Annotated in this window: 12 protein-coding genes and 1 pseudogene; 10 read left to right on the top strand and 3 right to left on the bottom strand. The window is 72.7% G+C overall.

Going from position 1 to position 19,301, the window contains the following annotated elements; translation table 11 throughout:
- Positions 1 to 416: 416 nt before the first annotated feature.
- The 6 genes and pseudogenes from ASC60_RS15705 to ASC60_RS15680 all read left to right on the top strand — a co-directional run bounded on the left by ASC60_RS15705 (position 417) and on the right by ASC60_RS15680 (position 6,456).
- Positions 417 to 1,805, top strand: a complete 1,389-nt coding sequence (locus ASC60_RS15705) for an NAD-dependent malic enzyme (protein WP_055551279.1) — start codon at positions 417 to 419, stop codon at positions 1,803 to 1,805.
- 68 nt (positions 1,806 to 1,873) lie between these two features.
- On the top strand, positions 1,874 to 2,707 hold the full coding sequence (locus ASC60_RS15700) for a hydroxypyruvate isomerase family protein (RefSeq protein WP_055551277.1): 834 nt from the start codon (positions 1,874 to 1,876) through the stop codon (positions 2,705 to 2,707).
- A gap of 131 nt (positions 2,708 to 2,838) precedes the next feature.
- Complete coding sequence (locus ASC60_RS15695; RefSeq protein ID WP_055551275.1) at positions 2,839 to 3,735, top strand: 2-hydroxy-3-oxopropionate reductase; 897 nt, start codon at positions 2,839 to 2,841, stop codon at positions 3,733 to 3,735.
- 26 nt (positions 3,736 to 3,761) lie between these two features.
- Positions 3,762 to 5,540 carry a glyoxylate carboligase gene (gene gcl, locus ASC60_RS15690; protein ID WP_055551273.1) on the top strand — a complete coding sequence of 593 codons (1,779 nt, stop codon included), beginning with the start codon at positions 3,762 to 3,764 and terminating at the stop codon, positions 5,538 to 5,540.
- Positions 5,541 to 5,706: 166 nt separating this feature from the next.
- Positions 5,707 to 6,123: pseudogene (locus ASC60_RS15685) on the top strand (MFS transporter); the annotation flags it as partial.
- A 105-nt stretch (positions 6,124 to 6,228) separates the two neighbouring features.
- The gene (locus tag ASC60_RS15680; protein WP_055551269.1) at positions 6,229 to 6,456 is read left to right on the top strand and encodes a DUF5133 domain-containing protein; all 228 of its coding nucleotides are present in this window, start codon (positions 6,229 to 6,231) and stop codon (positions 6,454 to 6,456) included.
- Positions 6,457 to 6,688: 232 nt separating this feature from the next.
- Here ASC60_RS15680 and ASC60_RS15675 read toward each other — a convergent pair whose 3' ends face one another.
- Positions 6,689 to 8,305 (bottom strand): GMC oxidoreductase, encoded by a 1,617-nt coding sequence (locus tag ASC60_RS15675; protein WP_055551267.1) that lies wholly within the window; start codon positions 8,303 to 8,305, stop codon positions 6,689 to 6,691.
- Between the two features lie 55 nt (positions 8,306 to 8,360).
- Positions 8,361 to 9,842 carry an amino acid permease gene (locus ASC60_RS15670; protein WP_107097086.1) on the bottom strand — a complete coding sequence of 494 codons (1,482 nt, stop codon included), beginning with the start codon at positions 9,840 to 9,842 and terminating at the stop codon, positions 8,361 to 8,363.
- A gap of 432 nt (positions 9,843 to 10,274) precedes the next feature.
- Between ASC60_RS15670 and ASC60_RS15665 the strand changes: the two genes are divergently transcribed.
- Positions 10,275 to 11,180 (top strand): type II CAAX prenyl endopeptidase Rce1 family protein, encoded by a 906-nt coding sequence (locus ASC60_RS15665; protein ID WP_055551265.1) that lies wholly within the window; start codon positions 10,275 to 10,277, stop codon positions 11,178 to 11,180.
- A gap of 36 nt (positions 11,181 to 11,216) precedes the next feature.
- The gene (locus ASC60_RS15660) at positions 11,217 to 12,533 is read left to right on the top strand and encodes an MFS transporter (RefSeq protein WP_055551263.1); all 1,317 of its coding nucleotides are present in this window, start codon (positions 11,217 to 11,219) and stop codon (positions 12,531 to 12,533) included.
- Between the two features lie 151 nt (positions 12,534 to 12,684).
- Here ASC60_RS15660 and ASC60_RS15655 read toward each other — a convergent pair whose 3' ends face one another.
- Positions 12,685 to 15,051 (bottom strand): molybdopterin-dependent oxidoreductase, encoded by a 2,367-nt coding sequence (locus ASC60_RS15655; RefSeq protein WP_079038429.1) that lies wholly within the window; start codon positions 15,049 to 15,051, stop codon positions 12,685 to 12,687.
- 314 nt (positions 15,052 to 15,365) lie between these two features.
- On the opposite strand from ASC60_RS15655, the gene ASC60_RS15650 reads away from it, so the two are divergent.
- Together ASC60_RS15650 and ASC60_RS15645 are read left to right on the top strand one after the other, a co-directional pair.
- Positions 15,366 to 17,825 carry a SpoIIE family protein phosphatase gene (locus ASC60_RS15650; protein WP_055551261.1) on the top strand — a complete coding sequence of 820 codons (2,460 nt, stop codon included), beginning with the start codon at positions 15,366 to 15,368 and terminating at the stop codon, positions 17,823 to 17,825.
- A 171-nt stretch (positions 17,826 to 17,996) separates the two neighbouring features.
- Positions 17,997 to 19,301: a GAF domain-containing protein gene (locus tag ASC60_RS15645; protein WP_055551259.1), complete on the top strand. Its 1,305-nt coding sequence runs from the start codon at positions 17,997 to 17,999 to the stop codon at positions 19,299 to 19,301.

Below are 19,301 nucleotides of genomic sequence, written 5' to 3'. Positions count from 1 at the left end.
AGAACCTCCTGGGGCGGGCCGCACTCCTCAGACGGGGCGGGGCTCCTCTGGGGATGACACGAGCGTGGGACGGTCCCGCCGGGGCGATGCCACCGGGGGGACGGCTCGGCCCATCAGGACGGGTGGTCACCTCTCCCCGATCCAGGCCATTCCACTTCGCGGAAAACTTTTTTCGACTGGGAGATGTATAGGTCGGCCGCGAACCCATGTCAACGCTTCACGCCCAGTGGATCGATCAAACACCTCGTTGAAGCGGACGCATCACCATCGACCATCGCCGGGGGGTTGACACCGACGGACCACAAGGGTTGTTATTCCACTAAGCAAAAACCACTATCCGCATCGTGGAAGTTACCAGGGTGGTGGAGACGTAGCAGCCCGGCGTTCAGAGGCGCCCCGACGTGCGAGGTCAGCCCATGCCCACACCGAGTCCCGGATTCGCCCTCACCCTGCGTGCGGAGGCCCCCGCCGACACCACCGCCACCCGGCGGCTGGCCGCGGCGGTGGGCGACGCCGGGGGCGTGCTCACCGCCCTCGACGTCGTCGAGACCGGCGCCGACCACATCGTGGTCGACCTGACCTGCGACGCCGTCGACAGCGACCACATCAAGGTGATCGCCGACGCGGTGGCGGCGCTCGACGGGGTGGCGGTGCGCACGGTCGGCGACGCCACGTTCCTCATGCACATCGGCGGCAAGCTGGAGGTCAGCCCCCGGGTCGAGCTGCGCGGCCGTGACGACCTCTCCCGTGCCTACACACCGGGAGTCGCGCGCGTCTGCCAGGCCATCGCCGCCGACCCGGAAGAGGCCCGGCGCCTGACCGTGAAGCGCAACACCGTCGCGGTCGTGACCGACGGATCGGCCGTGCTCGGCCTGGGCAACCTGGGCCCCGCGGCGGCCCTGCCCGTCATGGAGGGCAAAGCCGCCCTGTTCAAGCGGTTCGCCGATGTGGACGCGTGGCCGGTATGCCTGGACACCCAGGACACCGACGAGATCGTCCGGGCCGTCGAGCTGATCGCCCCGGTGTACGGAGGCGTCAACCTCGAGGACATCTCCGCACCGCGCTGCTTCGAGATCGAACGGCGGCTGCGCGAAAAGCTGGACATCCCCGTCTTCCACGACGACCAGCACGGCACCGCGGTCGTCGTCCTCGCCGCCCTCACCAACGCCCTGCGCGTGGTCGGCAAGAAGCTCGCTGATACGACGATCGTGGTGAGCGGGGTGGGCGCGGCGGGAACCGCCATCATCCGGCTGCTGGCCGCCGAGGGCGCCGGCGACATCGTGGCCTGCGACCGGTCCGGTGTCCTCCACCGCGACCGGGCCGGACTGGACGCGTCCCGCCGGCAGCTCGCGGAGGACACCAACGCCGCAAACCGCACCGGTGGCGTGGCGGACGCCCTGCGCGGCGCGGACGTCTTCATCGGCGTGTCCGCGCCCAACATCCTGAGCGGCGAGGACGTGGCGGCGATGGCACACGACGCGATCGTGTTCGCCCTGGCCAACCCCGACCCCGAGGTCGATCCGGTCCAGGCGCGGCGCCACGCCACCGTCGTCGCAACCGGCCGCAGCGACTACCCCAACCAGATCAACAACGTCCTGGCCTTCCCCGGCATCTTCCGCGGACTGCTCGACGCGGGCGCCCGGGAGATCTCCGACGCGATGCTCATCGCCGCGGCCCGCGCCATCGCCGACACGGTGGCACCCGCCGAGCTGCACGCCGGACACATCGTCCCCAGCGTCTTCGACCCGGACGTCGCGCCCGCGGTCGCCGCGGCGGTCCGGGACGCGAGCTCCACCGGGGCCTGATCCTTTCCTCCCTTTCCCCCTGTTCCTCCTTACGAGTCCTGCACGCACCACTTCCCGGGATGTGAGAAATGAGCACCCACCGTCTGCCGTACACGGTCAACCTGTCGATCCTCTTCACCGAGCTGCCGCTGCTGGAGCGCCCGGCCGCGGCGAAGGCCGCCGGGTTCGACGCGGTCGAGTTCTGGTGGCCCCACACCGTGGCGGTGCCGGAGGACCGGCACGCCGACGCCTTCGTCCGGGCCGTGCGGGACGCCGGGGTCCAGCTGACCGGGCTGAACTTCTTCGCCGGGGACATGCCGGGCGGCGACCGCGGCCTGGTGTCCTGGCCCGCCCGCAGCGCCGAGTTCCGCGACAACATCGAGGTGACCGTCGCGATCGGCGAACAGCTGGGCTGCCGCGCGTTCAACGCCCTGTACGGCAACCGCGTCGAGGGCGCCGACCCGGCGGAGCAGGACGCCGTGGCCGCCGAGAACCTGGCGCTGGCGGCCGAGGCGGCGCGGCGCATCGGCGGCACCGTCCTGGTGGAGCCGGTCAGCGGCGCCCCCGCGTACCCGCTGCTCACCGCGGCGGACGCGATCGGGGTCATCGACCGGGTGGAGCGCGCGTCCGGCGCCCGCAACCTCCGCTTCCTCGCCGACCTGTACCACCTGGCCGTGAACGGTGACGACGTGGCCGGTGTGATCGCCGCCCACGCGAGGCGCATCGGCCACGTCCAGATCGCGGACGCCCCCGGCAGGGGCGCGCCGGGCAGCGGCGGGCTGGACCTCGACGGGCTGCTCACCGGGATCGAGGCGGCGGGCTACGACGGCTGGGTGGGCCTGGAGTACAAGGCCCAGGGCCCGAGCGCCGACAGCTTCGACTGGCTCCCGCGCGAGCGGCGCGGCAGCACCGCCCACGCCTGACCTTCGCCTGTAACCAAGCGGCGAGTGAGCCGAAGGGGCGCGCCGGCGCCGAAGGGCCGAGCAGGGTCGACCGTCGACACCGGCTGAGGCGCCCCGGAGGCGAACCGAGCCTCAAGAACTAAGGAGGAATCATGACCGCCACCCCGCGGAAGATCGCTTTCATCGGCCTGGGCATCATGGGCGGCCCGATGGCCGCCAACCTGGTCAAGGCCGGGCACATCGTCACCGGCTACAACCGCAGCCGCGCGGCCGTCGACACGCTCGTCGCCGCCGGTGGCCGCGGCGCGGACAGCGTCGCACAGGCGGTGGGCGATGCCGAGGTCGTCATCACCATGGTCCCGGCCGACCCCCAGGTGAAGGAGGTCGTCCTCGGCGAGGGCGGCGTCCTGGAACACGCCGCGCCGGGCACCCTGCTGATCGACATGAGCAGCATCACCCCGCAGACCTCCCTGGAGGTCGAGGCGGCCGCCCGGCCCAAGGGGGTCCGCACGCTGGACGCCCCGGTCTCCGGCGGCGAGGCGGGTGCCATCGAGGGCGTCCTGTCCATCATGGTCGGCGGCGAGCCGGACGACTTCGCCGACGCGGGGCCGGTGTTCGAGGCGCTGGGCACCACCATCGTGCACGTCGGCCCGCACGGCGCCGGCCAGACGGTCAAGGCCGCCAACCAGCTGATGGTCGCCGTCCACCTCGAGGCCCTGGCCGAGGCCGTGGTGTTCCTGGAGAACGCCGGGGTGGACCTCAAGGCCGCGCTGGAGGTGCTGGGCGGCGGCCTGGCCGGTTCGACCGTGCTGGCCCGCAAGCGGGACGCGGTGCTGAACCGTTCGTTCCAGCCCGGTTTCCGCATCGACCTGCACCACAAGGACATGGGCATCGTCACCGACGCGGCCCGGGCGGTCGGCGCACCGCTGCCGGTCGGCTCCGTCGTCGCCCAGCTGGTCGCCTCCGCCCGCGCCTGCGGCGACGGCGACCTGGACCACTCCGCACTGCTGCGCGGCGTCGAGCGCCTGGCCGGCCGCGACATCCACTGATCCCCCGGAACCACAGGAGACACCCCATGGCGCGTATGACAGCGGCTCAGGCGGCGGTGGAGATCCTGAAGCGTGAGGGCACCACTCACGTCTTCGGTCTCCCCGGCGCGGCGATCAACCCCTTCTATGCCGCGATGCGCAGCAACGGCGGCCTCACCCACGTCCTGGCCCGGCATGTCGAGGGCGCCTCGCACATGGCCGAGGGCTACACCCGGGCGGAGGCGGGGAACATCGGGGTCTGTGTGGGCACCAGCGGCCCCGCGGGCACCGACATGATCACCGGCCTGTACTCGGCGAGCGCCGATTCGATCCCGATCCTGTGCATCACCGGCCAGGCGGCGGTGGCCAAGCTGCACAAGGAGGACTTCCAGGCGGTCGACATCGCCTCGATCGCGAGGCCGCTGACCAAGATGGCCATGACCGTGCTGGAGCCCGCCCAGGTGCCGGGCGCCTTCCAGCAGGCGTTCCACCTGATGCGGTCCGGCCGCCCCGGACCGGTCCTGATCGACCTGCCCATCGACGTCCAGATGGCCGAGATCGAGTTCGACCCGGACACCTATGAGCCGCTGCCGGTCCACAAGCCCGCGGCGACCCGGGCCCAGATCGACAAGGCGATGGGCCTGCTCCAGGCGGCCGAGCGGCCGCTGCTGGTCGCGGGCGGCGGCATCTTCAACGCCGACGCGTCCGACCTGCTGGTGGAGTTCGCCGAGCTGACCGGGGTGCCGGTGGTGCCCACGCTGATGGGCTGGGGCTCCATCCCGGACGACCACCCGCTGATGGCGGGCATGGTCGGCCTGCAGACCTCGCACCGCTACGGCAACGCCACCCTGCTGGAGTCGGACTTCGTCCTCGGCATCGGCAACCGCTGGGCCAACCGCCACACCGGCGGCGTCGACACCTACACCCAGGGCCGGACCTTCGTCCACGTCGACATCGAGCCCACCCAGATCGGGCGGGTGTTCGCGCCCGACTACGGCATTGTCTCCGACGCCCGGGCCGCGCTGGAGCTGTTCGTCGAGGCCGCACACGAACTCAAGGCGGCCGGCCGTCTCGCGGACCGCGCCGACTGGGCCGACAGCTGCCGCCGGCGCAAGGGCTCGATGCTGCGCAAGACCCACTTCGATCAGGTGCCGGTCAAGCCGCAGCGGGTCTACGAGGAGATGAACCGGGCGTTCGGGCCGGACACCCGCTATGTCTCCACGATCGGCCTCTCCCAGATCCAGGCCGCGCAGATGCTGCACGTCTACCGCCCCCGGCACTGGATCAACGCCGGTCAGGCCGGGCCGCTGGGCTGGACCGTCCCGGCGGCGCTGGGCGTGGCCACCGCCGACCCGGACGCCTCCGTGGTCGCCCTCTCCGGCGACTACGACTTCCAGTTCATGATCGAAGAACTCGCCGTCGGGGCCCAGTTCCAGATCCCCTACCTGCACGTCGTGGTCAACAACGCCTACCTGGGGCTGATCCGACAGGCCCAGCGCGGTTTCGACATGGACTACTGCGTCCAGCTCTCCTTCGACAACGTCAACGCCCCCGAGGTCGGCGGCTACGGCGTCGACCACGTCAAGGTGGCCGAAGGGCTCGGCTGCAAGGCCATCCGGGTCTTCGAACCCGACCGCATCGCGCCCGCCCTGGAGGAGGCCAAGAAGCTGATGGCCGAATTCCGGGTCCCGGTCGTCGTCGAGATCATCCTGGAGCGCGTCACCAACGTGTCCATGGGCACCGAACTCGACAACGTCAACGAGTTCGAGGAGCTGGCCACCAGCCCCGAGCACGCACCCACGGCGGTCCGCACCGCCCTCGGGTGACCCCCGGGCGGTATCGCCCGGCGCCCCACAGCTCCTCCCGGCGGCGTGATCCACGCGGTCGAAGCCGCGCCGCCGGGAGGCTCCAGCATGTCCCGGGCCGGGGCGGATCACCAGGCCACGGGCAGTTCGTAGACGCCGTAGACCGACCCGTCGTGCTTGAAGGGGAGCCGCGGGCTACGGGCTCAACATCGCGCTGATGTCCGCCCTCTGGCACCTCGTCCTCGTCTCCGGCATCATCGGCGCCGGGGTCGGGCTCGCCTACGGCGCCATGCCCGCGCTCGTCATGGCGGCCGTGCCGGTGTCGGAGACGGCCGCGGCCAACAGCCTCAACACCCTGATGCGGTCCATCGGCACCTCGGTCTCCAGCGCGGTGGCGGGCGTCGTCCTGGCCGAGATGACCATCACGCTCGGCTCCGTCGCCCTCCCCGCCCAGAACGGCTTCCGGGTGGTCATGGCCGTCGGCGCCGGGGCAGCGCTCCTCGCCTTCGTCCTCGCCGCCTTCCTCCCCGGGCAGCGTCCGGCCGCCGCCGAGGCGGCCGCGCCCGCCACCGACGGGAGGCCCGCCACGCCCGCGGAGACCTGAGCCCGCGGCGGCCCGGCGATTCCCGCGCATGGGGACCCGTGTGTCGGGTACACGGATTCCCGACCAGCCGATCTCCGGCAGTCTCATCACCCGAGGAGAGCCCCCATGCTGATGGCCCACCCCGCCGTGTTGCGCAATCTCGTCGAGAGTTACGAGACCCTGCACGCTCTGCACGCCGACGTGGGCAGCCCGGAGGTGCGGCAGCGCATGGACGACGTCGCCTACACCCTGTGCGTCGCCACCGGGACCCGGGATGTGGACACCGCCCTGATCGCCGCCCGCCACCGGCTCCCCGGCGCTCGCGTCCAGGACGACTCCCTGCTGAGCACCTGACGCCGGGCGGATGAGGTGATGCGCCGGGGCGCGGTACGGGGCGTCCCGGCGTTCGTGTGGTGTCCGGTGCTAGTGCCGCGTCAGTCAGGGTTTGCCCGGTAGCGAGGCGTCCTGGTGCGGTCAGCTGCAAGGCGCCGGATCGGCCTCGTAGTGGGCCTACTCGGTCGATTCGGCAACGCCGCAGATGGCCGTGCCAGGGCGGCGAGCGGGGCGAACCTTGGCTGACGCGGCACTAGCGGCCCACGTTGTCCTCGGCGATGACGCGGGCCATGGTGCGCTCCGCCAGGGCCGTGATCGTCACGAAGGGGTTGACGCCGAGGGAGCCCGGGATGAGGGATCCGTCGGTCACATAGAGCCGCTGGTAGCCGGCGACCCGGCCGTACGCGTCCGTGGCGCGGCCCAGCACGCAGCCGCCCAGCGGGTGGTAGCAGAAGTCGGCGGCGAAGGCGCGGGTGTCGCCGAAGAGGTCGTAGCGGTAGATGGTGGCGTTGGCCGCGTTGACCCGGTCGAAGAGGGACTTCGCGGCGGCGATGCCCGGGGCGCTCTGGCCGGCGGTCCAGTTCAGGACGGCGGCGTCCTTGGCGGCGTCGTAGGTGAAGGTGCCGCGCTCGGGGTTCTTGGTGATCGCCAGGTAGAGGCTGGCCCAGGTCTCGGTGCCGGCCGGCAGCGGGGCGATCTCGGCGAACACCGGGTTGGCGGCGTTGGACCAGTCGTCGACGGCCATCACCGGGATCGTGGACTGATGGGCCCCGGTGGGGTTCCAGATGTGGTTGGCGCGGCCCAGCATGACGTTGCCGTTGCCGCCCCAGCCCCGGCCGACCTCCGCGTTCAGCCCCGGCAGCGCGCCGGTCTCGCGGGCGCGCAGCAGGAGTTCGGTCGTCCCGAGGCTGCCCGCGCCGAGGAAGAGGGAGCGGCAGCCGATCTCGTCCGTCGCGGTGACCGCGCCGGTGGTGTCGAGGCGGTCGACGGTGACGACGTATGTGCCGTCGGCGGCCCGCCGCACCGCCCGGGCGCGGCTGAGCGTGTCGATGGTGACGTTCCCGGTGCCGAGGGCGGCCGCGAGATAGGTCTTGTCGAGGCTGCGTTTGCCGTGATTGTTGCCGTAGATGACCTCCTGGGCGAGCGCGGACCTGGCGGCGGTCCCGGCGGCCTCGCGCCGCATGTGGTCGAAGTCGTAGACGCTGGGCACGAAGACGGTCCTCAGCCCCGCCGCGGCCGCCTGGGCCCGGGCCACCCGGGTGTACTGGTACCACTCGGTGGTCTCGAACCAGTCGGTGGGGACGGGGGAGGTGCCGAGCATGCGGTTGGCGCGCGGGAAGTACGTGCCGTACATGGCGTCCGCGTCGACGCCCGGCAGGATCTCCTGGAAGTACGCGCGGGGCGGGGTGACCGCGATACCGCCGTTGACCAGCGATCCGCCGCCGACCCCGCGGCCGACGTAGACGGACATGTTCGGGTGCCGGATCCGGTCCAGGACACCGGGGTAGGGGGTGATGTCCTTGTTGATGACGTCCAGCCACAGGAACGTGGACAGTGGCGCCTCGGTCCTGCGCTTGAACCACATGGAGCGCTGGTCGGGGGCGGTCATCGAGCAGAACACCGTCCCGTCGGGGCCGGGCGCCTCCCAAAGCCGGCCCATCTCGATGACGAGGGTGCGGATGCCCGCCTCACCCAGCCGCAGCGCGGCGACCGCCGCGCCGTAGCCGGATCCGATGACGAGGGCGGGGGCGTAGTCGGCGCTCTCGGCGGCGGCCGCCGGGGTGAGGCCGATTCGGGTGACTCCGAGGGCGGCGGCCGTCCGCAAGGCCGCCAGCCCCAGAAAGTGACGACGCGTCAGTTTTACTTCCATGGCCGCATCATGGGCGGAATGAGCTACTCCGCCCATGATGCGCGCACATGGTCTTTTACCGCCGCGCCAGATCCCTTCCGGTCCGCTTGCGCCGCACCTCGCGCACCAGGGCGACACCGAGCACGAGGGCCGCGGCGAACAGCGACAGAACCATCTGCTGACGGCCGTCCGGATCGGTGAACATGTAGCCCACCACGAAAACGATCATGCCGATGGTGACCCAGGTCAGATACGGGTACGCCCACATCTTCACCGTCAGCCGCTCCGGGGACTCACGCTCCAGGGCCCGGCGCATCCGCAGCTGGGAGAAACAGATCACCAGCCAGACGAAGAGCGCCACCGCGCCCGAGGAGTTCAGCAGGAACTGGAACACGGTGTCGGGGTAGGCGTAGTTGAAGAACACCGCGACGAATCCGAAGACGACCGAGGCGAGGATCGCCGTGGCCGGTACACCGCGCCCGGTGGTGCGGCTGAAGCTCTTCGGCGCGTCCCCGCGCCCGCCGAGCGAGAACGCCATCCGGGAGGCCGTGTACAGACCGGAGTTGAGACAGGAGAGCACGGCGGTCAGCACGATCACGTCCATCAGCTGACCGGCGTGGGCGATGCCGATGTGGTCCAGCACGGCCACATACGGGCTCTTCTTCACCTCAGGGGAATTCCACGGCAGCAGGGTCACCACGATGGCGATCGAACCGAGGTAGAAGACCGCGATCCGCCAGATCACGCTGTTGGTGGCGCGGGCGACCGCCTTGCGCGGATCGGCGGACTCCGCCGCGGCGAGGGTGACGATCTCACTGCCCATGAAGGAGAACACGACCATCAGCACCCCGGTGAGCACCGCACCGGGGCCGTTCGGCAGGAAGCCGCCGTGCCCGGTCAGATTCGCGGTGCCGACCGCGCCGCCGGAGCCGCCCGGCAGCAGACCGAACACCGCCAGCCCGCCGACCACGATGAACACGGCGATCGCGACCACCTTGATGCCCGCGAACCAGAACTCGAACTCCCCGTAGGAGCCCACCGAGAACAGATTGGTCGCCGTCAGCACCACCATCACGATGAGCGCCCACGCCCACTGCGGCACCGCGGGCACCCACCCGGTGAGGATGGCCGCCCCCGCGGTGGCCTCCACCGCCAGCACCACGACCCAGAAGAACCAGTACAGCCAGCCGATCGTGAACCCCGCCCAGCGGCCGAGCGCCCGGTCCGCGTACGACGAGAACGAGCCGGAGACCGGATCGGCGGCGGCCATCTCGCCGAGCATCCGCATCACCAACACGACCAGCGCGCCCACCAGCGCGTACGAGAGCAGAATGGCGGGCCCCGCCGCGGCGATTCCCGCGCCGGAGCCGACGAACAGCCCGGCCCCGATGACCCCGCCGATGGCGATCATCGACAGATGGCGGTTCTTCAGCCCGGCCTGCAGGCCCTCGCCCCCACCGGAGCCGGATCCGGTGGCGCCGGGCGGGGCCTCGCCCGGTGGCGACTTAGCGCCCCCGGGGGCGCGGGCGTCCGTGGTGATCGGCTTCTGGGCGCTCATGATCGTTCCTCGTCTTTCATGACGGCGGGAGCCGGCGCGCGCGGACGCACCCCTGTGGGGGCGCGCGGAAGGCGTCACCGGTGGTGAGCCGTGTCCCCGATCGGTGACACGAAAAGGGGCCCCGAGCAGGACCGAAGCCCGGTGAAGGCGGGTGTGGGGCGGGTTGCGGTTCAGTGGAATCTAGGTGCCCCACCAGACCCCGGCCATCGACAGACGTCACGCATCGCCCCCCTCGGCTTCATACAGACGTAACAACGCGGGGTCGTCCGCCCGGGGGATCGGCGCCTCACAAAAGGGGTGCGTGCGCGGCCGCTTTATACATCGAAGGATGTACCGGCCTTTCATCATCGATCACGAGGTACGGGGCGCCGTGGGACATGAGGATGGCGGGGACATCGTCCACGGCCCGACGCAGCGCTTGAGGATCCCCGTATGCCCCGGCTCCACCCCGCCCCGCCCGTCCCCTCGGCCGCCCGCGCCCTCGGCCGGGCGCTCCTCGGCGGGCTGGTGATGGCCGTGGCCCTGGGAGTGGGAACCGGGGTGGGCGCGACGGCCCAGGTGGGCGGTTTCGCGGGGCGGCTGGTACCGGCCGCGCTGGTGAGCGGTGTGGCCGTACCCGTGGTGTGGCTGCTGACGCGGCGGGCGGGGCAGCCCCTGACGTCGCTGGGGTTCGGCGGGGCGCGGGCGAGCGCGCGGGCATTCCTGACCGGGGCGGGGGTGACGGCCGGGGCGGCCGCCCTGGTGCTGGGGGCGGGGACGGCGGCGGGCATGCTGCGCTGGTCCGCGGCCGGCCCCCTCGGCCTCGCCCGCTTCCTCGTCTCCAACGCGGTGGTGGCGCTGCTGCTGGAGGCGCTGCCGGAGGAGACGACGCTGCGCGGCCACACCTGGTCCTCGCTGCGGCAGCGGTTCGGCGGTGCGGTGGCGGCGCTCGGCACAACGGGTGTCTTCCTGCTGGTGCCCGGCGCCTCCACGGTGGCGGAGGCCGGGACCGTACGGCTCCTCGGCGGCGAGCCGGGGCCGGTCGGCTGGGCACCGGACGGGCAGCACCCGGTGGACTACCTGATCCTGCTGACCGTCTTCGGGCTGACGCTGGTCGCGGCGAGGACAGCGGTGCGGCAGGCACCCCTGTGGGCCGCCATCGGCACCCATCTGACGTTTCTGACCGTCAACCGGATCGCGCTGGACGGCGACGGGCGCCACACGGGCTGGCCCGTGGAGGCGACGACACCGGACGCGGTGCTGCTGGTGCCCGCGTATCTCCTGGTGGCCACCGCCGGGTTCGCGCTCTTCCGGCGGGCAGGGCACGGCAGTTGGGCCCGTACCGCCTCGATCAAATGAGGTGACGGACCCTGCCCGGACCCGTATCAAGAGGGCATGGAGACCACGAGCGATTCCCCGGGGACGGGACGGCGCCCCGGGGTGCTGAGGCAACGGGACTTCCGGCTGCTCTGGCTGGGCGAGACCACCAGCGGGCTGGGCGCCGGCATCACCACGGTGGCGCTGCCCCTGGTCGCGGTGGTGGAGCTGCGGGCCGGCCCGTTCGCCGTCGGCCTGCTCACCGCCGCGGTATGGCTGCCGTGGCTGGTGATCGGGCTCCCGGCGGGGGCCTGGGTGGACCGGGTCCGGCGGCGGCCGCTGCTGATCGCCTGCGATCTGGTGTCGGCGGCGCTGTATGTGAGTGTCCCGGTGGCGGCCTGGTGCGATGTGCTGACGCTGCCCCAGCTGCTCGCGGTGGCGGTGATGTGCGGGGTGTCGGCGGTGTTCTTCAAGACCGCGTCCCACGCGTACATGCCCGCGGTGCTGGACGAGCGCGATCTGCTGGAGGGAAACGCCAAACTCCAGAGCAGCGAGGCCGGTACGCGCATGGTCGGCAGCGGCACCGCCGGGCTGATCGCCCAGGCCTTCGGCTCCGTCACCGGACTGCTGATCGACGCCCTGACCTTCATGGTCTCGGCGGTGTGCCTGCGGATGATCCGGGTCCGGGAACCGGCCCCGCCGGCCCCCGACGAGGCGGCCACGCTGCGCCGCCGGATCGGCGAGGGGCTGCGCTTCGTCCGCCATGACCCGTATCTGCGGCCGATGGTCACCTACGGGGCCGTGCTCAACATGGCGCTGATGGGATATCAGGCGGTGCAGATCGTGTTCCTCGTGCGCACGGTGGGGGTGTCCGAGGCGACGGTCGGTGTCCTGATCATGTCCGGCAGCCTCGGCGGCATCCTCGGCGCCCTGCTCGCCACCGCCATCGGCCGCCGCTTGGGATCCGCCCGCGGCATGCTCGTCCTCCAGGCGGTCACCAGCCCGTTCGCCCTGCTGATGCCGCTGGCCGCGCCCGGCGCCGGGCTGCTGCTCTTCGCGGTCGGCTGGTTCATGGTGGGGACGGGCGTCGCGGTGTGCGGCGTGGTGCTGGGCAGCTTCCGGCAGCGCTACTGCCCGCCCGAGCTGCTGGGCCGGGTGGTCGCGACGACGATGATGCTCAACCACAGCACCATCCCGCTCGGTTCGCTGCTCGGCGGGCTCCTCGGCGACACGCTCGGACTCCGTCCCACCATGTGGATCATGACCGGGCTGGTGGCGTCCTGCTGGCTGATCCTGGCGCTGGGACCGATGCGGCGGCGGCGCGATCTGCCACATGCGTACGAGCCGGAACCGGCGCCGGACGGCACGGGCCTGGTCGTCGACGCGGCGGGCTGAGGAGCGATCGCGCCGCTTGGCACATTATTTCTCCCGGTCGCGGTCACCGGCGTCCAGGTGCCGGGACAGGACGGTGGCCGGCTCGACGCCCTCCGGGAACTTCGGCCCCCCGTGCTCCGACGTGCCCTCCCGCGTTCCGCCCGATGCCCGCTCAATGGGACAGGTCGTGGACACGGACGGCGGGCAGCGGCCCGTCGTGGCGTTCGACCTCGACCCGGCCGAGCTGGCCGGTGCAGCCCTGGGCGAGCCGGGAGGTGCCGATGTCGCGGGTCAGCGCGTTGGGGTTGCCGTGGACGCAGGTGGCCACCTCGGGGGCCGAGGGGTCGAACCAGGCTCCGGTGGAGAGCTGGACCACGCCGGGCCGCACCGCGTCGCTGAGCACGGCGCCCGCCAGGCAGCTGCCCACGGTGCTGCGGATCCGCACCACGTCGCCGTCGCGTACGCCGCGCGCGGCGGCGTCAACGGGGTGCATCCGGGCCGGTTCGCGGCCGCGGACCTTGGAGGAGGCGCTGAGTTCGCCCTGGTCGAGCTGGCTGTGCAGCCGGGTGGGCGGGTTGTTGGCGATCAGGTACAGGGGGTACGCGACCGGGTCGTCGGCGCCATCGGCGTCCCCTGGCTCCGGCGGCAGCCACGCGGGGTGGCCGGGGCAGTCGTCGTAGCCGTAGGAGGCGATGGTGGCCGAGTACAGCTCGATGCGGCCGCTCGGCGTGGGCAGCGCCGCGCCGTCGGGGTCGGCGCGGAACGCCGCGTACAGGGTGCGCTCCTCGCGCAGGGCGCGCAGCCGGACGCGGCCCGCGCTCCAGAAGGTCTTGAAGTCCTCCTCTGGCGCGTACTCCGGCGGCAGGCCCCGGCGCCAGCTCTCGTAGAGGTGTTCCAGCCAGTCACGCGCGTCGCGGCCCTGGGTGAAGGCGTGGCCGATGCCGAGTTCGGTGGCCAGGTCGCCGAGGATCCGGTAGTCGTCGCGGGCCTCGCCCACCGGGTCGGCGACGCGGTGCATGGCGATGAGCGCGGTGTCCTGTTTGGCGCCGCCGATGTCGTCGCGCTCCAGGGTGGTGGTGGCGGGCAGCACGAAGTCGGCGTGGCGGGCGGTGGCCGTCCAGTGCGGCTCGTGGACCACGACCGTGTCGGGGCGGGCGAAGGCCCGGCGCAGGCGGCCGAGGTCCTGGTGGTGGTGGAAGGGGTTGCCGCCGGCCCAGTGGACGAGCCGGATGTCGGGATAGGTGTGGCGCCCGCCGTCGTACTCGAACTCCTCGCCCGGGTGCAGCAGCAGATCGGCGATCCGGGCGACGGGGATGAAGTCGGGGACCGGGTTGGTGCCCTGGTCCAGGGTGGGCAGCTTGTACGGGAGCGTCCCGGCGCCGGTGCCGCCGGTGGCGCCGTAGCCGTGGCCGAAACCGCCGCCGGGCAGCCCGATCTGGCCGATCAGGCAGGCCAGCGCGATGCCCGCCCACAGCGGCTGCTCGCCGCGGTGGGCGCGCTGGAGCGACCAGCTGAGGGAGATCATGGTGCGGTGTTCGGTCAGCTCGCGTGCGAGGGCGGCGGTCCGGGCGGCGGGAATGCCGCAGATCTCCTCGGCCCAGTGCGGGGTCTTGGCGGCGGAGCCGTCCCGGCCGAGGACGTGACCGGCGAAGGTGCCGAAGCCCTCGCAGTGGCGGCGGCAGAAGTCCGCGTCGTACCGGCCCTCCTCGATCAGCACATGGCACAGCGCCAGCATCAGCGCGGTGTCGGTGCCGGGGACGGGGGCCAGCCACTCGGCGTCCAGTTCGGCGGCGAGGTCGTCGCGCAAGGGACTCACCAGGACGAAGCGGGCGCCCCGGTCGCGGGCCGCGCGCAGCAGCCCCGCGGCCCGGTGGCGGCTGATGCCGCCCGCGTTGACCTGTGTGTTCTTGGCCGGCATCCCGCCGAAGCAGAGGAAGAGGCCGGTGTGTTCGGCCAGCACGGACAGCGGAGTGGGCTTGCTGATCGGGGCGTCGTCGCCCACCACATGGCGCAGCAGGGGGTGGGCGGCGCCGAGGCTGTAGGAGTTGACGGAGCGGGTGTAGCCGCCGAGGCAGTTGAGGAACCGGTGGATCTGGCTCTGCGCGTGGTGGAAGCGGCCCGCGCTGCCCCAGCCGTACGACCCGCCGAAGATGGCCCGGTTTCCGTGGGTGGTGCGGACCCGGTCGAATTCGCGGGCCAGCAGCGGGATCGCCTCGTCCCAGGGGACGGGCACATGGCCGTCGGTGCCGCGGGCCGGGTCGGCGCCGGGTCCGTGTTCCAGCCAGCCGCGGCGTACGTAGGGGGTGAGCACCCGGTCGCGGGGGCCCAGCGCGGCGGGCACGTTGCGCAGCAGCGCGGCGGGGTGGGGGTCGCGGGGGTCGGGGGTGACGTCGAGGCCGCCGTCCGGGCGCAGGGCGGCCTCGAAGGCGCCCCAGTGCGAGCTGTGGGGGTGTCCGTGGGAGGTGGCGCCCGGGCGCGGTCCCGTTCCGTCGCCGTGGTGGGCCGTGTCGTCGGCTCCGTTGCTCGCTGCCCTGCTCATGCGGTGTCTCGCCTTTCGTCCGTTCTCTCCCTCCCTCCAGTTCCTCTCTTCGCCCCGCTCACTCCCCCTCGGTCGATCCTGGGCCGCGCCCCGGCCGGTCGGCGTCAGCCGGTCGGCCCATCAAAGGGGCGGACGGCTGCGGTGGCGGACGGCTGCGGAGCGTTATCGTCGATCCCGCTCCGCGTATGCCGATATTCGGCCACCGATGGCATACTTGAATGCGCGACCAAATGGGTTCACTCCCCGCCAGGGTCGCGGCGGTGGAGGCCGCATCTGCTCGTGGCGGAAGTCCGAGGGCAAGGTGAGATGACCACATGACGCGACCGGACCCGCCGCCGCACGAGCAGCCCGTCCGGTCGGACGACCTCATCGACGAGGCGTCCACAGCCAGGGCCACTGTCGACGAGCACGGCATCGTCACCCAGTGGAACGAGGGGGCCGAAAGGCTTCTCGGATACCGGCCCGAGGAGATCGTGGGCAGGTCGACGGCCGGTCTGCTCGCCGGCGAGGCGAATCCGCGGTCGGTGGCCGAAACCCTGCGCACCCTGAATCCGCCCGACCGGTTCCGCGGCCGGGTGGCGCTGCTGAGCCGCGACGGCTCCCGGGTGACGGCCGGGCTGCTGGCACACCGCGTCACCGCGCCCGGCGGGGCCACCGAATGGCTCGTCGTCTCCCCACTGCCCCGGCCGGAACGGCCGCTGGCGGACGAGGAGTTGCTGAAGCACTGCTTCGCCCAGGGACCGTGCACGATGGCGGTGTACGACACCGGGCTGCGGCTGCGGTGGGCGAACCAGGACATGGAGCGGGTGCTGGGCCTCACCCAGGAGGAGATCCGCGGACTGCGGGTGCCGGAGATCACCCCCGGGCCCGAGGCGGAGGAGACCGAGGAGCGGATGCTCCGAGTGCTGGAGACCGGCGAGGAGCAGCACATCGAGCTGTTCCTGCGGATGCCCGGGCACGACCGTCCGGTCGCCTGGTCGACCTCACTGGCCCCGCTGCGGGACGGCGAGGGCCGGGTGGCGGCCGTGATGCTGTCCGCGCACGACCGGACCCCGCAGCACACCACCCGCAAGCGGCTGCTGCTGCTCAACGAGGCGAGCGTCCGGATCGGCTCCACCCTGGACATCGACCGGACCGCGCAGGAGCTGGCCGATGTGGCGGTCCCGGAGCTGGCGGACTTCGTCACCCTCGATCTGCTGCCCTCGGTGCACGGCGGCAGCGAACCGCGTCCGGGCCCCCTCAGCGGCCATGTCATGCTGCGGCGGGTCGCCGCCCGGTCGGTCTTCGCGGGCACCCCGGAGGCCGTGGTGGAGGTGGGGAAGGTGGCCGCGTACCCCGACTTCTCCCCCGCCGCCGAATGCCTGAAGCTGGAGCGGGGGCTGCTGAACCGGGTGACGGACCCGGCGGTGTCCCGGTGGGCGGCACAGGCCCCGGACCGGGCCGCGTCGATCCACCGGTTCGGCTTCCACTCCACGATGGCCATCCCGCTGCGCGCCCGCGGCACGACCCTCGGCGTGGCGACGTTCTCCCGGCACCGGCGCCCCGAGCCGTTCGAGGAGGACGATCTGCTGCTCGCCGAGGAGATGACGGCCCGGGCGGCGGTCTGCATCGACAACGCCCGCCGCTACACCCGGGAGCGGAACACCGCGCTGACCCTGCAGCGCAGCCTGCTGCCGCGGATCCTGCCGCGGAGCGCGGCCGTCGAGGTCGCCTCCCGCTATCTGCCCGCGGGCCCGCAGGCCGGGGTGGGCGGCGACTGGTTCGATGTGATCCCGCTGTCCGGGGCGCGGGTCGCGCTGGTGGTGGGCGATGTGGTCGGCCACGGGGTGCAGGCGTCGGCGACCATGGGACGGCTGCGCACGGCGGTCCGTACCCTCGCCGATGTCGACCTGGCCCCCGATGAGCTGCTGACCCACCTGGACGACATGGTCAACCATCTGTCGGCGGAGGCGGAGAGCGCCCAGGGCCCGGCGGGCGCGGGGGCCACCAGCGGGGGCATCGGCGCCACCTGCCTGTACACGGCGTACGACCCGGTCTCCCGGGTCTGTTCGATCGCCCGGGCGGGGCATCCGCCGCCCGCGGTGGTGGCCCCCGACGGCTCGGTCGACCTGCTCGACCTGCCCGGCGGCCCGCCCCTGGGCCTTGGCAGTCTGCCGTTCGAGACGGTGGAGGTGGAGCTGGCGGAGGGCAGTCTGCTCGCGCTGTACACCGACGGTCTGATCGAGTCCCGCGACCAGGACGTCGACCGGGCGCTGGACACGCTGCGCTCCGCACTGGCCCAGCCCACCGAGTCGCTGGAAGCCACCTGTGACATCGTGCTCAGCAAGATGCTGCCCGGCCGCCCGGCGGACGACGTGGCGCTGCTGGTCGCCCGCACCCGCGCCCTGGACGCCGACCACGTGGCCACCTGGGACCTGCCGGCCGACCCCTCCGTGGTGGCGCGGGCCCGCCGGGACGCCTCCGCGCAGCTGGAGGCGTGGGGTCTGGACGAGGCCGTGTTCACCACCGAGCTGGTGGTCAGCGAGCTGATCACGAACGCCATCCGGCACGCCAAGGCCCCCATCCAGCTGCGGCTGATCCACGACCGCACGCTGATCTGCGAGGTGTCCGACGGCAGTGGCACCGCCCCCCATCTGCGCCGGGCCCGCACCTTCGACGAGGGCGGCCGTGGGCTGCTGCTGGTGGCTCAGCTGACGCAGAGCTGGGGCACCCGGCAGACCGGCACCGGCAAGACGATCTGGGCGGAGCAGTCCCTGTCCCCAGCCGACCGCTGATCCGGTCCCCCACGCCTCGGGTGGCGTGCGGGACGCCCGGCTTCACTACAATCGGCGGCGGGAAGCCCCCTTCAGCACGGACGTGAGGCCGCACCATGGCATGCGGCGTCAGGCGGACGCCGCTGCCCGCCGGCGTGGCGGGCCCCGCGGCGGAACGAAAGGCCGCATTGCATGCGAACCGAAGCCACGCGTTCCGGCGACTCACTGGCCGCGCTGAGCCCCGCCGAATCGGCCCGGCTGATGGCGGTGATGCGGGAGGCCGCGCTGAGCCGCGGCAGGCTCCCGCTGCCCGCACGCCCGGTGATCGGCCAGTCCTGGGACCGGATGCTGCGGCTCGGTCTGGACCCGGACCGCGGCCAGGACCGGGGGCTGCTCAGCCTGGACGAACTGGAGCGGCGCCGGCGGGCGACCCGGCTGGCCGAGGTGCTGCCCACCCTGCACAGCGGGCTGCTGGAGGCGGCGGAGGCGGCCGGCCACATCATGATCATCGCGGATGCCGACGGCCGGGTGCTCTGGATCGACGGCCACCGCGGCGTCCGTCGGCACGCGGAGGGCATCGCCCTCACCGAAGGCGCGCACTGGGCCGAGGAGACCGCCGGGACCAGCGGCATCGGCACCGCGCTCGCCGTCCGGGCGCCCGTGCGGGTGCACTCCGCGGAACACTTCGTCAGCGCCTTCCACACCTGGAGCTGCGCCGCCGCGCCGCTGCACGACCCCCGGGACGGGCAGCTGCTCGGCGTCATCGACATCAGCGGGCCCGCCCCCACCGCCCATCCCACCGTGCTCTCCCTGGTCACGGCCACCGCCCGGTGGGCCGAGGGCGAACTGCGGCTGGCTCACAGTCGCGAACTGGACGCGCTGCGCGCCCTCGCCGCGCCCGTCCTCGCCCGCACCCCGGGCAAGGCCGCCGTGGTGGACCGGCACGGCTGGGTCGCCGCCGTGACCGGGTTCAGCCCGCGGGACCACCGGCTGCCGCTGCCGAAAGCGGCGCGGGAGGCACCGTACGGGCCGGTCTGGCTGTCCTCGCTCGGCACCTGCGCGGTGGAGCCGCTGCCCGGCGGCCATCTGCTGCGGGTACTCGACGGCGAGGACGGCGCCCCGGCGGCGCCCGCCGGATCCGGCCACCTGGTGCTGGACGTCACGCATCCGCACCACTGGTCGCTGACCTTCTCGGGCCCCTCCGGCACCTGGACGCAACCGCTCAGCGCCCGCCACGCCGAACTGCTGCTGGTGCTCGCCGCCCACCCCGAGGGGCGCACGGCGGCGCAGCTCGCCCACGATCTGTTCGGCGACCCGACGCGGACGGTCACCGTGCGGGCGGCGATGTCCCGGCTGCGCGGACGGCTCGGGGCGGTGCTCGCGCACCGCCCCTACCGGTTCGCGGACCGGATCCGCGTCGAGGTGCGGAGGCCGGAGAGCGGGCAGGGTCTCCTGCCGTTCAGCGTGGCCCCCGCGGTCGCCCGGCTGCGTGGGTGA

This window comes from Streptomyces sp. NBRC 110028, assembly GCF_001417735.1.
GTDB lineage: Bacteria > Actinomycetota > Actinomycetes > Streptomycetales > Streptomycetaceae > Streptomyces.
Note: the sequence above shows the minus strand (reverse complement) of the source record. Positions and strands in the feature narration are given on the sequence as shown.